Here is a 15076-nt window from a genome sequence, read left to right as displayed (position 1 = left end):
ATGAAGAAAATGAGAAACCTAGTTGACAAGATCAAAAAAAAGAAGAACAAAAAATTAAAAATAAATTAAATGAAGAAGAAATAAAATTAACATCTTTAAATGAAGTATGAAAATTAATAAGTACTGAAATTCCAGAGTTACAGCAACCTTTATCAGAAGAATCAAAAAATGCAAGCAAACAAAAATGAGAGAATATGGGCTTAATAGAATCTCAATTACCTTTGGAAATAAAAGCAGAAATATTAAATACAGTTTAAACTATCATGTAGAAGAAAAACAAAAAAATACAACAAATTTTTATAAAAAAAATAAAAAATGTATAATTTTTTTATACATTTTTGGTGAAAATTAAGAGTTAAATATGAAATTTATTCGGGTTCATAAAATGGAACAATAACTTTTAAAGTATCTGGCTCTTCAGTTTTTAGTAAACGTTTGTCAATTTTATAAAGGTTACTATTAGACATTGCAATTCAATCCAATAAGTCTTTTTCATAAGCAATTTCTTCATAGAAATCAATTAAGAATCAGTCATAAAATTTCGCAGTTAAATTATCATTATTTTCACGAGCACTTTTAACAAGTTTATTAGTAAAATCAAGTAATTCTTCTTTAGTAGATTTTAATTTTTTTAATGCTTCTTCAATGTTTTTTGTAGTAAAAGTTGGAACTTTAATGTCTTTAATTTCAACTTGAGCATCTTGATCCATTAAATAGTTACAAATTTTACGAATATGAACAACAGCATCAGCAGCTTCTACTTGGAAGAAGCGTGCAAACCCAGGATATCCTTTTTGATTTGCATCATTACTTAATTTAAAACTAAGCATTTGATATTTTAGATGTTCACTAATATAATCATTTAGATCATCGTTAATCTTTTTAATCATTAAATACACCTTCTTTCTTGGCTTTATATGTATTATACTACTTTAATACTATATATATTAAAATAAATTAAGAATAAAAATATTGTTAATTAATTGTTTGTGTTACATTTTTTATGAAGTAAGTTCAGTAAATAGTTCAAGACCAATTTGATCATGTGCTCATTTATTTGGATGAACATAATCAAAGAAAAAAATATTATTAATAGTTTCTGGAGTTGTTCCATCAATATATCTTGGATTTAAATTTAAAGCTAAACCGGGAATTGATCATTTTATTGATTCATTAGTAATATTTTTTCCTATTTCTTGTGCTTCAGATAATAAATCACTAAAATTAGTTTCTAAGTCAAACGGTCTGATATTAATATTAGAATTATTTTTCATTAATTCAGTAATTTTATCATTTCATTTGTTATTATATTCATTTGATAAGTGGTTTGCTACTTCTTTAACAGATTGTTTTTCATTAACATATTTTGGAATATTACTAATGTTAGGCACATTGGCAATTATTAAATTTTGAGCACCAGCATTAATTAATGTATCAGCAGTTTCAAACTCAGTTGTTATTGCATTATTAATAATTGACTCTTGTTTTGCTGTTGAATTTTCATCCATAGCAGAAAGCAGATCATTACCACCTATTTCAATAAAAATATCATCATTTTTTTGTATTTTATGATCTTTTAATAATTGATTAGCTTGGTGGTCAATAGAATAATGATTTAAGAATAATTGATATTCTCAACTATGATTTTGTCCGGCTTGTGCTCCACCTACAGCATAGTTATTACCTTTTTGATATCAAGCTGGTAATAGTTCTGTTCCTAGTTTTTTCGCTAAAATACTAGCAGCAACATCGCCATTAGTAAATGAATTATGATAAAAAGGTTCTTGAAATTTAACTTTATCTATATTTCAAGTATCATAAGTAAAAATATTAGCTAAATTACCATTATCTGATAAACTGTCACCAAGGACATATAATTGTGATTTCACACACTTATTGGTTCATTAAAATGTTTTGCTATCATTTCATTTCCAGCAGTTAAAGTTATTGCTGTCAGAGTGATATTTATTAAAAATGTTTTCATTTGATAAATTCCTTTTCTCATTAAAAATTTAAATATGAAGGTAATTTTTAAAAGAAAACTATATTCTCTTTTAAAAATTAATAACTTAACTTAATAGTAAGTTATTACCTTCATATTACCATATTAGTAGTAATGAGTAAATAAGGTTTTATTACAAAAATAAAAATTGATTTTAAAGAATGATTATATAAAATTAATTATTTATTAAATTTAATGCAATTTTTAAGAATAATTTTATGTCAATATTGAGTGAAAATTTCCCAAAAATATTTATAAAAAAATAAATTATTTTGGAAAGTTACAGTGTTAAATAAATATAAACACAAATTCCAAATAAACGTTAAAAATTTAGTTTGAAATTTTGATTTGCGAATTTTTTTTGTATAATTTAATTAAATTAAGTAACACAATTCAATTAAGTTTTTAACTCATTGCTTTAATTTCAAAGTAAATGAGTTTTTATTTTGAAAGGATGAAAAAATGAATAATAATTTACAAGAAGAATATGAATGAATTAATAGAGAATTGATAAAAATAATTATTAATAAAAATCAATTTACTCCAGAAATTATTAGTAATAGAGTTAATTTAGCTCAAACTACTATTGTTGATATTATTGAAAATTTAAAAAAACGGTGGTTGGCCCTTAATTACTGGACCATTTTTGATATAAAATTCTAAATTTTAATTTGTAAAATTGGTGGTTTTAGAAATTTAGAATGTATTCTTTCATAATTATAAAACATAACATATTGATTTACATCATTTATAGCTTCATTGATGGATAAATATTGATTTGATCCTTTAGGTAGTCATTCTTGAGATAAATGAGAAAATCAGTTTTCAGATAATACATTACCACCAATATCATAAGGTTGTTTTTTGCTTAAAATTATTTGTTTATCCTCTGCTCATTTTGTGATATCCTGACAATAAAATTCGTTGGCGTTATCTGAATGTAAAATAACATTTTTTACTTGATTTCAAGAAAATTGTTTGTTGATTTTTTCAAGAGCAGGAAGAATTAAATCCTGATATGATTTATTAGGAGCAATATTATAACTAACAACATTATTTGAATAAAAATCAATAATTACAAAAAGATATAATCATCCTTCTTTAGTATTTATTTGTTTAGTGTCCATTGATCAAATTTGATTTGAAGAGGTTGTACTTTTATAATCTTTGTTTACTTTATCCATTGTAGGTATTCACTTATTTGGATTTTTTTTGTTTTTAGGATAGTTATTTTTAGTTTGTTTTAATCCTTGAATATTGTGTTCTTTCATAATTTTTCGCATTTGTTTTATTGATAATTCTATATTTAAAATGATATTTTTTTCTTGTTTTAATCACTCTTTAAAAGCTGAAAAAATTCTTAAATATCCATAAATTCTGCCTTTTCTTGTAGAATGAAATTCGATTAAAAGTTGGCATATTTTTTGATATTTATGATTGCATTTAATAATATGATTTTCTTCTTTTTTAATAGGTTTTTGTTTATTTTTTAAAAAGTAATATGTTGATCTGTTTAATTGAAGATATTGACATAGGTTTCTAATTGAATATTGATTTTTACAATCATCAATAATTTTAATTTTTTCTTTGATATTTAATTTGTTAATTACTAATGCTATTTGTTTAATTTTATCCATTAATAAAAATCCTTTCAGGTTAAAATTAGTGTTAATTATATAACACAATTGTTTTTAGAATACATTCAGGTTTTTTAAATTAATGGTCTAGTAAAAAGGGCTAAGTGGCAAGTGGCCTCAGTTGAATCAATTAAATAAAATTGAAATTCATTTGAATTTTCTTGTTTTTTATCAATTTTTAATTTATATCTTTCTTTTAAAAATTGGTAATCTTTGTGGTTACTAAGTTTATTTTCTACTCAAGTAATATTTCGAAAACAACTTGATGGGTTCATTTTAGATTTAATACTCATTTGAAAAAAAGTATAATATTCTTTTCAGTATAATAAAGTCATCATTAATCTTTCTTCTACTGAAAGTTTATTTTTTCGACCTTTATTTTTTTCTAATTTTTCTATTTCAATTAATTTTTCTAACATTTCATTAAAATGAAAACGTTTTATACCAAAATATCTGTAAAATTCTTCATTTTTTAATTTTTTTAAATTTTCAAAAATCATTTTTATCAACACTTTTCTAAATTTATTGTTAATAACAAAATTATAAAATAAATTTTAAAATTATTAATTGACTTTTAAAAAATTTAATTACAGAATATGTCTTTTGTTTATTTTACCTGAATCAATTTTTTTCTTATATCCAAAAACTGTTCTGTTATCAGTATAAAATGTTTTTGGTATGCCATAATTATTTAAAATTTGATAAAAAACATTATAATAACCATCTAATGTTTCTTGATTATCAAATCATAATCCAACAATACTTCCTGTAGCATCATCAATTGCAGCATGTAAAAATGCTTTTGGTTTATCGTTACCAAATCAATGATGATTACTGGCATCCATTTGAATTAATTCACCAAAATTTGTTCTACGATTTCTTGTAGGATGTAAGTTACTTTTCTTATTCTTATGTCTTTTTGGTGAAATTATTTTTTCTTTGATTAATATAGTATAAAGTGTGCTATATGAAATTTTAATTTTTTCTTCATTAATTAATTTTTCATGAAAATGTTGAAAATTAAAATTATAATATTTTGTTTTATACAAATTTATAATTTCATTTTTAATTTTAATCTTTGTTGCTTTATTAGAAATTCTATTGCGAGATTTATGAATAAAACCAGTTTTACCTTCTTTATTAAAAATTTGAATTAATTGATTAATTCTTCTAATAGTTAGGTTAAGTTTATTTTTGGCTTGATGTTTAGATAATTTTTTAATAGTAATGTCATTTATAATTTTATACTTATATTTTTCTTTCATAGGACATATTCCGTAATTAAATTTAATTAATTGTCAATAAAATTGTTTTAAAACTATTTAGTGTTATTGAATATAGAAATAAATATTTTTTGAAAAAATAGTTTAAAAAATGAGTTTACATTTTAAACAAAAAATTGTTAATAATATTTTTATATTAACTCGATAAAAATTTAAATTTTAAAAAAATATTTTTAATATTTTTTTTATTTTAATGGTTTTATTTTATTAAAAATTTCACAAAGTAAGTTAAATCTTAAGTACATAAGTCTAAATTTAGATTTTCTACATTTATTTACTAAAATTTTGAATCTTTTCAATCAAGCAAAGACATGTTCAACTTTAATTCTAATTTTAGATACAATCTTATTGTATTTTCTTTCTTGTTTAGTTAATTTTTTATTTTTAGTTCTTTTAATTGGTATTATTGTATTTTTATAAATATTTTGTATAGCCACTTAGCCCTTTTTACTAGACCATTAATTTAAAAAACCTGAATGTATTCTAAAAACAATTGTGTTATATAATTAACACTAATTTTAACCTGAAAGGATTTTTATTAATGGATAAAATTAAACAAATAGCATTAGTAATTAACAAATTAAATATCAAAGAAAAAATTAAAATTATTGATGATTGTAAAAATCAATATTCAATTAGAAACCTATGTCAATATCTTCAATTAAACAGATCAACATATTACTTTTTAAAAAATAAACAAAAACCTATTAAAAAAGAAGAAAATCATATTATTAAATGCAATCATAAATATCAAAAAATATGCCAACTTTTAATCGAATTTCATTCTACAAGAAAAGGCAGAATTTATGGATATTTAAGAATTTTTTCAGCTTTTAAAGAGTGATTAAAACAAGAAAAAAATATCATTTTAAATATAGAATTATCAATAAAACAAATGCGAAAAATTATGAAAGAACACAATATTCAAGGATTAAAACAAACTAAAAATAACTATCCTAAAAACAAAAAAAATCCAAATAAGTGAATACCTACAATGGATAAAGTAAACAAAGATTATAAAAGTACAACCTCTTCAAATCAAATTTGATCAATGGACACTAAACAAATAAATACTAAAGAAGGATGATTATATCTTTTTGTAATTATTGATTTTTATTCAAATAATGTTGTTAGTTATAATATTGCTCCTAATAAATCATATCAGGATTTAATTCTTCCTGCTCTTGAAAAAATCAACAAACAATTTTCTTGAAATCAAGTAAAAAATGTTATTTTACATTCAGATAACGCCAACGAATTTTATTGTCAGGATATCACAAAATGAGCAGAGGATAAACAAATAATTTTAAGCAAAAAACAACCTTATGATATTGGTGGTAATGTATTATCTGAAAACTGATTTTCTCATTTATCTCAAGAATGACTACCTAAAGGATCAAATCAATATTTATCCATCAATGAAGCTATAAATGATGTAAATCAATATGTTATGTTTTATAATTATGAAAGAATACATTCTAAATTTCTAAAACCACCAATTTTACAAATTAAAATTTAGAATTTTATATCAAAAATGGTCCAGTAATTAAGGGCCAACCACCATACCTTGATATCCTAAATCACCAATAATTATTGTTTTTTCTGAAAATTCAAGATTTGAATTTTTTAATATTTGAAAATCATGCACTTTACCATTATCAGCAAAAATATCAACAATTTTTTTATTAAAAAAATCATATACAATTTGAAATTTTATAGAATACATTCAACTTTTACCAGAAAAATATTCTAACTGTAGTTTTTTTTAGTTGGTCTTTCAATTTCAATCTCAGTTGAATCAATTAAATAAAATTGAAATTCATTTGAATTTTCTTGTTTTTTATCAATTTTTAATTTATATCTTTCTTTTAAAAATTGGTAATCTTTGTGGTTACTAAGTTTATTTTCTACTCAAGTAATATTTCGAAAACAACTTGATGGGCTCATTTTAGATTTAATACTCATTTGAAAAAAAGTATAATATTCTTTTCAGTATAATAAAGTCATCATTAATCTTTCTTCTACTGAAAGTTTATTTTTTCGACCTTTATTTTTTTCTAATTTTTCTATTTCAATTAATTTTTCTAACATTTCATTAAAATGAAAACGTTTTATACCAAAATATCTGTAAAATTCTTCATTTTTTAATTTTTTTAAATTTTCAAAAATCATTTTTATCAACACTTTTCTAAATTTATTGTTAATAACAAAATTATAAAATAAATTTTAAAATTATTAATTGACTTTTAAAAAATTTAATTACGGAATATGTCTATAGTCATGCTTCTTTCCATATTTATCACCAAGTATATTTAACTTCACTTTTTGGGAAATTTTACTCGATAACTAATAGGAAATTATCACTAAATAATGACACATTAAGAATAATTTTATTGTAAAAAAAATAAAATGTGTTAATTTTAAATTAAAAGATTGGTTTTTTACCCATTTACTTTGTTTTAAAGTAAATGGGTTTTTTATAAAATATTGAAAGGGAATAGGAAAAATGAGTAGAAATATAGCAGAAGCAATTGAAAATTTAGTTAATTCAAAAATAGTAGAAGAGTGAGTTTTTCTTTTTGAACAAAAACTTGAAAAAGAAAAATTAAGAAATTCAGAATATATGAAGTTACACAGTAAAGAAATATTTTTTGAATATATGTTTCTTGATGAATATAAAAAACTTGATAAAATTGAAAAAGCAGAAAAAAAGATAAAAATAAAAAATTAAAAAAAATAGAAAAAATTGAAGCAAAAAATAAAGAAAAAATAAAGAAAAAATAAAGAAAAATAAGAATGAAAAAGAAATTGTAGAATTAGAGAATGAAAAAGCAAGACTTAATAAAAAAATCGCTTGTTTGCGTTTATTTATAGATGATAAAAAAGAAGAAGTAAAAGATTTAGAGTTACAAAGATGTAAAATATTAAAAGAAAAAAGTAAAAATGAGAAAAATAATTTCTTATCAAAAGAAGATAGAGAAATACGAGATATTGAAAATAAAATATGAAAAATTATTTTAGATAATTATTTTCAAGATAAAAGTAATAAGAAACTTATATTAAAAGAATATGAGGAATATGTAAGTAATTTTAAAAAAACTATTAAAGAATTAAAGATTGGTGATAAAAAATGTTATGATGCATTATTAGATATAGTTACAACCTTATATAAAGACGTGTCAAGAGACAAATTATTTTTAGAAAGAGAAAACATAAAAACTGATGGTTGACAAGATATAAATTTAGATGAAGATTCAACAAGATTACAAAATTTATCTTTAGAAAATAAATTTAAACCATCTTTGTAGTCAAAAAATAGAAAGAGAATAAAAGATGAAAGAAACTATAGAAAAAATAAATAATGAATTAAAAGAATTTTGAAATAAAAATCAAAAAAACATCCTGATATTTGTAAAAATTTAGAGTTATCAGGAATTACGGTTATAAAAGGTGGTGTTCCTATGATTGGAGGTGCTTTATTTGGTGCTTTAATTGGAGTTACGGGAGGACCTATTGGTATAGCCGTGGACGTACCTATTGGTGTATTGCTAGTTTTTAAAGGTGCACTTCTTCAATTTAAACCAAGTATTGATGAAAAATATAACCAAATTAAAAAGACAAAAAAACTAGAAAAATTATTGAAAAGACTAGAAAGTATTGTAGAAGAAGTAAATTTGCAAGAAGAAAATACTATAACAATAGAATCTGACAGTGAATTAAGAGAAGAAAATTTATCTGATATTTTAAGAAAACATAAATTGTACAATGAAGAGTGTAGAAAAAATTTTTTGAAGATGATCAATCATTTCAATCTGAAACAAAACTTCAAGAGTGAGGAAAAATATAGGTGAAGAAGTAAATAAATTGCACTCGGCAACATCTTTAGCACAACAGGATGTAACTAATAATTATCAAACATCTAAAATGTAAATAAATATAAAAATAAAAAACTACTTAAAATTAATTAAGTAGTTTTTTATTTTTATAATCCGCATTTAGATTGAATACCACAATTATTGCAAGTATAACAACCAGCGCTAAAGACAAGGACTCCTTCTTTACACATTGTACATAAGTCACCTAAATCAGTGCCAATTTTACGATCTTGACGATCATTACGTCATCCTGGTTTAATTGGTTTTGTTTCATTAATACTATCAGCAAAAGTTTCAGTTAGACCAAGATCACTTAAGTTAACTTGCTCTTGCATTTGATTATCATCATCATCGGATAAAGATAAGACTTGACTATCTCTACTTCCATCAACATAAACAGTTCCACCTTTTGCTCCATCTTTATATAATTTGTAATATATTTGTTCTACTTTTTTAACAGTGTAACCTTTTGGAGCATTAACAGTTTTTGAAATTGAAGAATCAACTCAACGTTGAATAATACATTGTACATTAGCATGATCTTCAGGTGTTAATTGCATTGCTGAAACAAAAATATCTGGCAATGGTTTTTCTTTAAATTCTGGATGATACTGTAATCAGTCATTTACAATTTTTGCTTTTACTTCCATAAATTTGCCAAGTCTTCCTGAACGGAAATATGAAAAGGCAAAGTATGGTTCAAGTCCTGTTGATACACCAACCATAGTTCCAGTTGAACCTGTTGGAGCAACAGTTAATAAATGTGAGTTACGGATACCATATTTAAGAATATCATTTCTGATGTCTTCAGGCATTGTTTTCATGAATCCACTATTAATAAATGCTTCGCGTGATTTTAAAAATGGAAAACTTCCTTTTTCTTTAGCAATATTAATTGATGCACGATAAGCACTAGTAGTAATAGTTTCAAAAATTTTATCAACTACTTCATTAGCTTCTTTTGAGCCGTATTTTAGATTACTTCAAATTAGTAAATCATGTAAACCCATTACTCCTAAACCAATTCTTCGTTCACCAAGTGCTTGTTTTTTATTTGCTTCTAAAAAGTATGGAGTGCTGTCAATAACATTATCCTGCATACGAACACAAGTTGTTACAGATTTACTTAGTTCATCGTAAAGAATTTCACTTGTTTTTTTATTAACAAAATTAGCTAAATTAATTGCTGATAAATTACACACTGAATAGGGTGCTAATGGTTGTTCACCACAAGGATTAGTAGCAACAACACGCATACCATATGCTTGAGCATTAGTCATTTCATTAGCTCTATCAATGAAAAAAATACCAGGTTCTGCTGAATATGTAGCACAGAAATTAATTAAATCTCATAAGTCAGATGCATTAATTTTATAATAAGTTTTAATTGGATAACCCATTTTTTCTCAATCATGAACATCACCAATTTTATTTCAATGTTCGTCATAAGCTTGTTTTTGAGTTACAGTATAATTATCTAAGTCAGGGAAACGTAAATTTCATTTACCATTTGTTGCAACGGCATTCATAAATTCATCACTAATTGTTACTGAAATATTAGTTCCAGTTAAAAAATCGCTTTTAATTACTTCTCAAGATCCACCAAGTGCTAGTTTATTTTTAGCATTTTCTATTATTTCTTCATTAAAAAGTTGTTCATTATTTAAGATTGATTCAAAAATATTACGATCTTGGTCACTAAGTACTTCAAATTTTAATTTTTTACTTGCTTCATCACGAATTAAACTTGATTTTGAATTTTCTTTTAACCATAATAAAATTTTTGCATTTTGCATTTTTGAAATAATAAATTCAATAATATCTGGATGTCAATCAGCTAGCATAATCATTTGTGCGCCACGTCGTGATCCACCTTGTTCTACTAAATGAGTTAATGTAGATAAATCGTTTAATCAAGAAACAGCTCCTGAAGATTTACCACCAACTGTTTTAGCAACAGTACCTTTTGGTCTTAGTGTTGAACCATTAGAACCAACAACACCACCATGTGACATAATTTCCATAACTTCTTGACGATGGGCAGCAATTCCACTTCGTGAATCATGAATAAAAGGCATTACGAAACAGTTAAAAAAAGTAACATCAGAATCACTACCAGCCCCATATAAAACTCTTCCAGCAGGTACTATATTTAGCGATTTTAATTGTTCATAAAATTGGGATAAATAAACAGATTTTAATTTTGGTGATTCTTTTGTAGTTAATGATTTACTAACACGATAAGCAATTTGTTCATAAAATAACTCTAGTGGTTTTTCAAGTTCATATTTTTGTTTGTGGATAATGCCAGTTTTACCAGAAATTTTTATTAGTTCAGGATCAATTGAGCCGAGGTATTCATCTTCAATTTTGATAGCATAAACTTGATTTTCTAATTCTTCAACAACATAACCAATTCCTCTAGTTGGAAAAATAGCATCTTCACGGATAATACTAATTACCAAATCACCTGGTTTTAAAGAAATTAAATTTTTATCTTTTTGTGCATAACGATCAAGCATTACCATTCTTGATACACCTTCATGAGTAATTTTATAATCTTTTTCTATTGTTTTTAAGTGTGTAAAATGCTTACTAATATCTTCATTTAAATTATTTTTTAAACTTTCACTGTACATAAAAATTCACCTGACCTTTTACAAATTTATTCTTATTATAACAATTGATAAATTTAAAGTCTAAATTTACATTGTTAGTAACTTATTATTTATTTCAGAAAATAATACGCTTTAAAATAATATCATAATTTATTTTATTAAAAATTTATTTTTTGAAATAAATAAATTCAAATTTAATATTATATAGTCAATGCTAATAATCTTACAAATTAATTTTTCTTAGTTATAAATTTATTTTTAATAATGCATTTTATTGTTTGTGGTTCTACGTTATTATTGCCTACTATATAAGAAATATTTTTTTGGAAAGTTTAGGTTTTAATGTTTAAATATTGAGTAATTAAAATATTAAACTTTAAATTAAAATAAATAAAAAAATTATAAGAAATCATTTATATTACCTTTATTATTATTTTTTTTGTTCTTTCAAGAAGTTTTTATAATTATTGGGATATTTTTGTAAAAAATTAAGTAAAAGTTTAATTATAGATTTCTTGTATAAAATACTCTTTGTAATGTCTAATTTATAACAATGGTTTTTAAATTTATTAGATATCGTTAATTTTTCATAATTATTAGACATATTTCAGGGTTCTCAGTTGCTATTTTCATTTGGTAAAGAAAAAACACAAAAATATTTTAATATATTTGTAAAATCTGTCTGATTAAATTTTGAATCAAATTGAGTTTTTAATTCACTTACTACTTCTGAAGATTTAAGATCTTCTTTAGTTATTTCATTAGGGTCTAAATCTTTTTTTAGAATAATATTGTTTTCTTTTTTACTATCATGATTTGCTATGATAATATTTTTAGCATATTCTTTAAAGAAATTTTGCAATTCCTCTTTATTAATAACTTCTTTTATTTTTATCATGTAAGTATTTTCTATTGGTATATTAAAATTATTATTTTCATTGTTAAAATATATTATGTTTTCATATAATTTAAAATCGGGTCAAATTTCAAAAATTATTCTTTTGTACAAGTTTATTATACTAGTCAAAAATTTTACATTTTCTATTCAATTTATTGTTTTATCGTCTATATTATTATGAATATTATGATGTATTTCATTTCTTATATCATTAAATAAATCTATTATTTTTTTTTGCTTCAGAAGTTATGACAGATTCCTTTTTTTAATATATTAGACAATTCGCAAAAAGATTTAATTTTTTGTTTTTTATCATTTTTATATTTTTTATCATTTTTTATACAAAAAGCTATAAATAATCTATTAAAAGCTATATGTGCAAAAATATAAAAATTTTCTAATCTATCATTTTCTAAAAAGTTATTATAAGAAATTATTGCTTTTTTCATTTTTAGTACAGAAGAATTAAAAAATGTTTCTCAGTCGTTATTCATACAAAATCACCTCTATTTATTAATAGTACAAAATTATTAATTTGGTTTTATCATATTAATTTTATAAAATTAACCTATAAAGAACAATATACATATATAAATAATAAGTTTAAAAATAACAATATGGAAATTAACTAAAAATAATAGATTTAAGTTAGAGTAAAATTTATATGTTATGATAAATATAGTTATTAAAGGGTGTATAGAATCAAGAAAGTGTATTATCAATAATTTTAAAAATACAATTGATATTACGTTAATCTTTGAAAATATAAGGAATAAGTTTTAGTAAAAAAAAGTAAAATTTAATTTATTAAATGTTTTTTAAAATTTTTTATTTGGAGGGAGAAAATTTATATATTAAGATAAATTAATTGTAATCATATATTATGGGAGGCAAAAAATGAAAATTGTATTATCTGGTGTAGTTGGTGTTGGTAAGAGCACTATTAGTAGAGAATTAGCAAAATTATTAAAATATAAAATTATGGACGAGCCAGTTACTAGTAATCCCTATTTAGATGATTTTTATCAAAATCCTTTAGAATATGCTTTTAAAATGCAAGTATTTATGTTGATGGCACGAAGTAAACAATTAAAAGAAGCACAAAATTTTAACAATGTTATTTTTGATCGCAGTATTTTAGAAGATCCTATTTTCGTTGAAGTATTAAAAGCTCAAAACAATATGAATGATAGAGATTATGAAGTGTATTTAAATTTTTATAATAATGTTATTATTTCATCACTTTATTTTGATCCACAAATTAAACCTGATTTAATTGTCTATTTAAAAGCAAATCTTGAAAACACAATTGAACGTATAAACCTTCGTGGTCGTGAATCAGAAAAACATGTACCTCATGAATACTGAAGTTTATTAAATAAAAAATATGAACAGTGATATGAAAAAGAAAAAAATAACTTTAATTTTTTAGTAATTGACACTAATGATTTAACTCCTAAGGAAATAGTGCAAAAAATAATTGATTATATAAAATAAAATAAAATTTCTTATTGAAATCAAATTTTTATTTAGTCATTTTTTCTCATGTTATATTAATAATTATTGTTATTTTTCCTTTACTTTAAAGGTAATTACGTTATAATATTGTATGAGTCAAATATTTAAAAATCAAACTTAATATATTTACTCCTTGCTCATCAGAGCCATATGCCCAAAAGGAGGTCTTCGAACATTGGAAGATTTAAAACAAAAGCATAATTATGAAATTATGTACATCGTTGATGATCAAAATCAAGAAAAAGCACAATTAATTAAAAAAGAATTTTGTGAAATTTTAACTAAAAATGCTGGAAAAATTACTAAAGAACAAGATTCTATTCGTCAATTTGCTTATCCTATTAACAAAAAAGTTAAGGGTCATTATTTTATTATTGAAGTGCTAACTTCACCAGAAAACATTGCTAACTTTAATCGTGTAGCTTTAAATAAACAAAGACAATTAGACGTAATGCGTTTTTTGGTTATTAATTTAGATAGTGAAAAAATTAATAAGTTTAAACCAAAACGCCAAGTAGAATCTAGTTCTTTCTCTCGACCAACAAGACCAGGAAATCGTCCTTCTTATAATCGTGATGAAAATGGCGAAAGAAAACCAAGACCAATCGCTGGTACTGAGTCATCTTATCGTACAAAAACTAATTACCAAAATTCAAAAACAAATACTAATAATAATGCATCGAATACTGAACAAAAAGATTAATAAAATCTAAGTTAAAAGTGAGGATAAAAAATGAATATTGTTACATTAATTGGTAGAATCACTCGTGATTTAAAGTTACATCAAACTTCAACAGGAAAACCTTTTACTTTTTTTACACTTGCAGTTAATAATATTCAAAATCAAGTTGATTATATTTCATGTATGGCTTGAAATAAAGTTGCTGAAAATATGACTAATTATTTAGTTAAAGGTTCTTTAATTTCAGTTTCAGGAAGACTGTCAGTAAGAAAATCAACAGATCAGAATGGAAAAGAACTATATATTACTGAAGTGGTTGCACAAACTGTTACTTTTTTAGATAATCGTAAAAAAGATAGTAGTGGTAATAACACTAATATTAATTATTCAAAACCAAGAGATGAGAATAAAATTCATTTAGATGATGCTTTTAAAAGTCCTAATTATAGTACTGATATTGCCTTTACTAATACTAATCAGCTTCAAGAAAAAGAAGCGGCTATTCAAAATATAGAATTTGATGAAGAAGATATCATTTGAGATTTAAATAATTAAAGGAGGAT

18 protein-coding genes and 1 pseudogene are annotated in these 15076 nt (G+C 22.9%); 8 read left to right on the top strand and 11 right to left on the bottom strand.

Features of this window, described 5'->3' with window-relative positions:
* Positions 1 to 368 precede the first annotated feature (368 nt).
* Together AAHM89_RS12535 and AAHM89_RS12530 are read right to left on the bottom strand one after the other, a co-directional pair.
* Entirely contained in the window at positions 369 to 890 is a 522-nt protein-coding gene (locus tag AAHM89_RS12535) for a ferritin-like domain-containing protein (RefSeq protein ID WP_174481292.1), read from the bottom strand.
* 111 nt (positions 891 to 1001) lie between these two features.
* The gene (locus AAHM89_RS12530; RefSeq protein WP_342266525.1) at positions 1002 to 1889 is read right to left on the bottom strand and encodes an SGNH/GDSL hydrolase family protein; all 888 of its coding nucleotides are present in this window, start codon (positions 1887 to 1889) and stop codon (positions 1002 to 1004) included.
* A gap of 575 nt (positions 1890 to 2464) precedes the next feature.
* Between AAHM89_RS12530 and AAHM89_RS12525 the strand changes: the two genes are divergently transcribed.
* Positions 2465 to 2665: a hypothetical protein gene (locus tag AAHM89_RS12525; RefSeq protein ID WP_342266524.1), complete on the top strand. Its 201-nt coding sequence runs from the start codon at positions 2465 to 2467 to the stop codon at positions 2663 to 2665.
* Here the strand turns inward: AAHM89_RS12525 and AAHM89_RS12520 are convergent.
* The 4 genes and pseudogenes from AAHM89_RS12520 to AAHM89_RS12505 form a co-directional block, all read right to left on the bottom strand.
* The gene (locus AAHM89_RS12520) at positions 2662 to 3639 is read right to left on the bottom strand and encodes an IS3 family transposase (protein ID WP_342265776.1); all 978 of its coding nucleotides are present in this window, start codon (positions 3637 to 3639) and stop codon (positions 2662 to 2664) included. The two genes, AAHM89_RS12525 and AAHM89_RS12520, sit on opposite strands and share 4 nt — an antisense overlap.
* Positions 3640 to 3713: 74 nt before the next feature.
* Positions 3714 to 4139: a transposase family protein gene (locus tag AAHM89_RS12515; protein ID WP_342266523.1), complete on the bottom strand. Its 426-nt coding sequence runs from the start codon at positions 4137 to 4139 to the stop codon at positions 3714 to 3716.
* A gap of 105 nt (positions 4140 to 4244) precedes the next feature.
* A pseudogene (locus AAHM89_RS12510) lies at positions 4245 to 4904 on the bottom strand (ISNCY family transposase); the annotation flags it as partial.
* 203 nt (positions 4905 to 5107) lie between these two features.
* The gene (locus AAHM89_RS12505; RefSeq protein ID WP_342266521.1) at positions 5108 to 5359 is read right to left on the bottom strand and encodes a transposase family protein; all 252 of its coding nucleotides are present in this window, start codon (positions 5357 to 5359) and stop codon (positions 5108 to 5110) included.
* 104 nt (positions 5360 to 5463) lie between these two features.
* Between AAHM89_RS12505 and AAHM89_RS12500 the strand changes: the two genes are divergently transcribed.
* On the top strand, positions 5464 to 6441 hold the full coding sequence (locus tag AAHM89_RS12500) for an IS3 family transposase (RefSeq protein ID WP_342265776.1): 978 nt from the start codon (positions 5464 to 5466) through the stop codon (positions 6439 to 6441).
* A gap of 27 nt (positions 6442 to 6468) precedes the next feature.
* Here the strand turns inward: AAHM89_RS12500 and AAHM89_RS12495 are convergent, their stop codons facing one another.
* The gene (locus AAHM89_RS12495; protein WP_342266520.1) at positions 6469 to 6648 is read right to left on the bottom strand and encodes a hypothetical protein; all 180 of its coding nucleotides are present in this window, start codon (positions 6646 to 6648) and stop codon (positions 6469 to 6471) included.
* Between the two features lie 23 nt (positions 6649 to 6671).
* Positions 6672 to 7094: a transposase family protein gene (locus tag AAHM89_RS12490; RefSeq protein ID WP_339045912.1), complete on the bottom strand. Its 423-nt coding sequence runs from the start codon at positions 7092 to 7094 to the stop codon at positions 6672 to 6674.
* Between the two features lie 334 nt (positions 7095 to 7428).
* Between AAHM89_RS12490 and AAHM89_RS12485 the strand changes: the two genes are divergently transcribed.
* The 3 genes from AAHM89_RS12485 (at position 7429) to AAHM89_RS12475 (ending at position 8785) form a co-directional block, all read left to right on the top strand.
* A complete protein-coding gene (locus tag AAHM89_RS12485) occupies positions 7429 to 7653 on the top strand; it encodes a hypothetical protein (protein WP_342266519.1) in 225 nt (74 codons plus the stop codon).
* A gap of 127 nt (positions 7654 to 7780) precedes the next feature.
* A complete protein-coding gene (locus AAHM89_RS12480) occupies positions 7781 to 8230 on the top strand; it encodes a hypothetical protein (RefSeq protein WP_342266518.1) in 450 nt (149 codons plus the stop codon).
* Between the two features lie 153 nt (positions 8231 to 8383).
* Complete coding sequence (locus tag AAHM89_RS12475) at positions 8384 to 8785, top strand: hypothetical protein (protein WP_342266517.1); 402 nt, start codon at positions 8384 to 8386, stop codon at positions 8783 to 8785.
* A gap of 119 nt (positions 8786 to 8904) precedes the next feature.
* On the opposite strand, the gene AAHM89_RS12470 is transcribed toward AAHM89_RS12475, so the two are convergent.
* The 3 genes from AAHM89_RS12470 to AAHM89_RS12460 form a co-directional block, all read right to left on the bottom strand.
* Positions 8905 to 11436 carry a vitamin B12-dependent ribonucleotide reductase gene (locus AAHM89_RS12470; RefSeq protein WP_342266516.1) on the bottom strand — a complete coding sequence of 844 codons (2532 nt, stop codon included), beginning with the start codon at positions 11434 to 11436 and terminating at the stop codon, positions 8905 to 8907.
* A 409-nt stretch (positions 11437 to 11845) separates the two neighbouring features.
* Positions 11846 to 12313, bottom strand: coding sequence for a hypothetical protein (locus tag AAHM89_RS12465; protein ID WP_342266515.1), 468 nt, complete (start codon positions 12311 to 12313; stop codon positions 11846 to 11848).
* A 224-nt stretch (positions 12314 to 12537) separates the two neighbouring features.
* Positions 12538 to 12762 (bottom strand): hypothetical protein, encoded by a 225-nt coding sequence (locus AAHM89_RS12460; protein WP_342266514.1) that lies wholly within the window; start codon positions 12760 to 12762, stop codon positions 12538 to 12540.
* Positions 12763 to 13210: 448 nt separating this feature from the next.
* Here AAHM89_RS12460 and AAHM89_RS12455 point away from each other — a divergent pair, with 448 nt between their 5' ends.
* From AAHM89_RS12455 to AAHM89_RS12445, 3 genes are all read left to right on the top strand, one after another.
* Positions 13211 to 13810, top strand: a complete 600-nt coding sequence (locus AAHM89_RS12455) for a deoxynucleoside kinase (protein WP_252320085.1) — start codon at positions 13211 to 13213, stop codon at positions 13808 to 13810.
* A gap of 196 nt (positions 13811 to 14006) precedes the next feature.
* Complete coding sequence (gene rpsF, locus AAHM89_RS12450) at positions 14007 to 14534, top strand: 30S ribosomal protein S6 (protein WP_174481287.1); 528 nt, start codon at positions 14007 to 14009, stop codon at positions 14532 to 14534.
* A 30-nt stretch (positions 14535 to 14564) separates the two neighbouring features.
* The gene (locus AAHM89_RS12445; protein WP_342266513.1) at positions 14565 to 15068 is read left to right on the top strand and encodes a single-stranded DNA-binding protein; all 504 of its coding nucleotides are present in this window, start codon (positions 14565 to 14567) and stop codon (positions 15066 to 15068) included.
* Positions 15069 to 15076: the final 8 nt, after the last annotated feature.

This window comes from Spiroplasma endosymbiont of Villa modesta (assembly GCF_964030925.1).
GTDB lineage: Bacteria > Bacillota_I > Bacilli_A > Mycoplasmatales > VBWQ01 > Spiroplasma_E.
The sequence above is the reverse complement of the archived record's forward strand: the minus strand, read 5'-3'. Positions and strand labels throughout refer to the sequence as shown.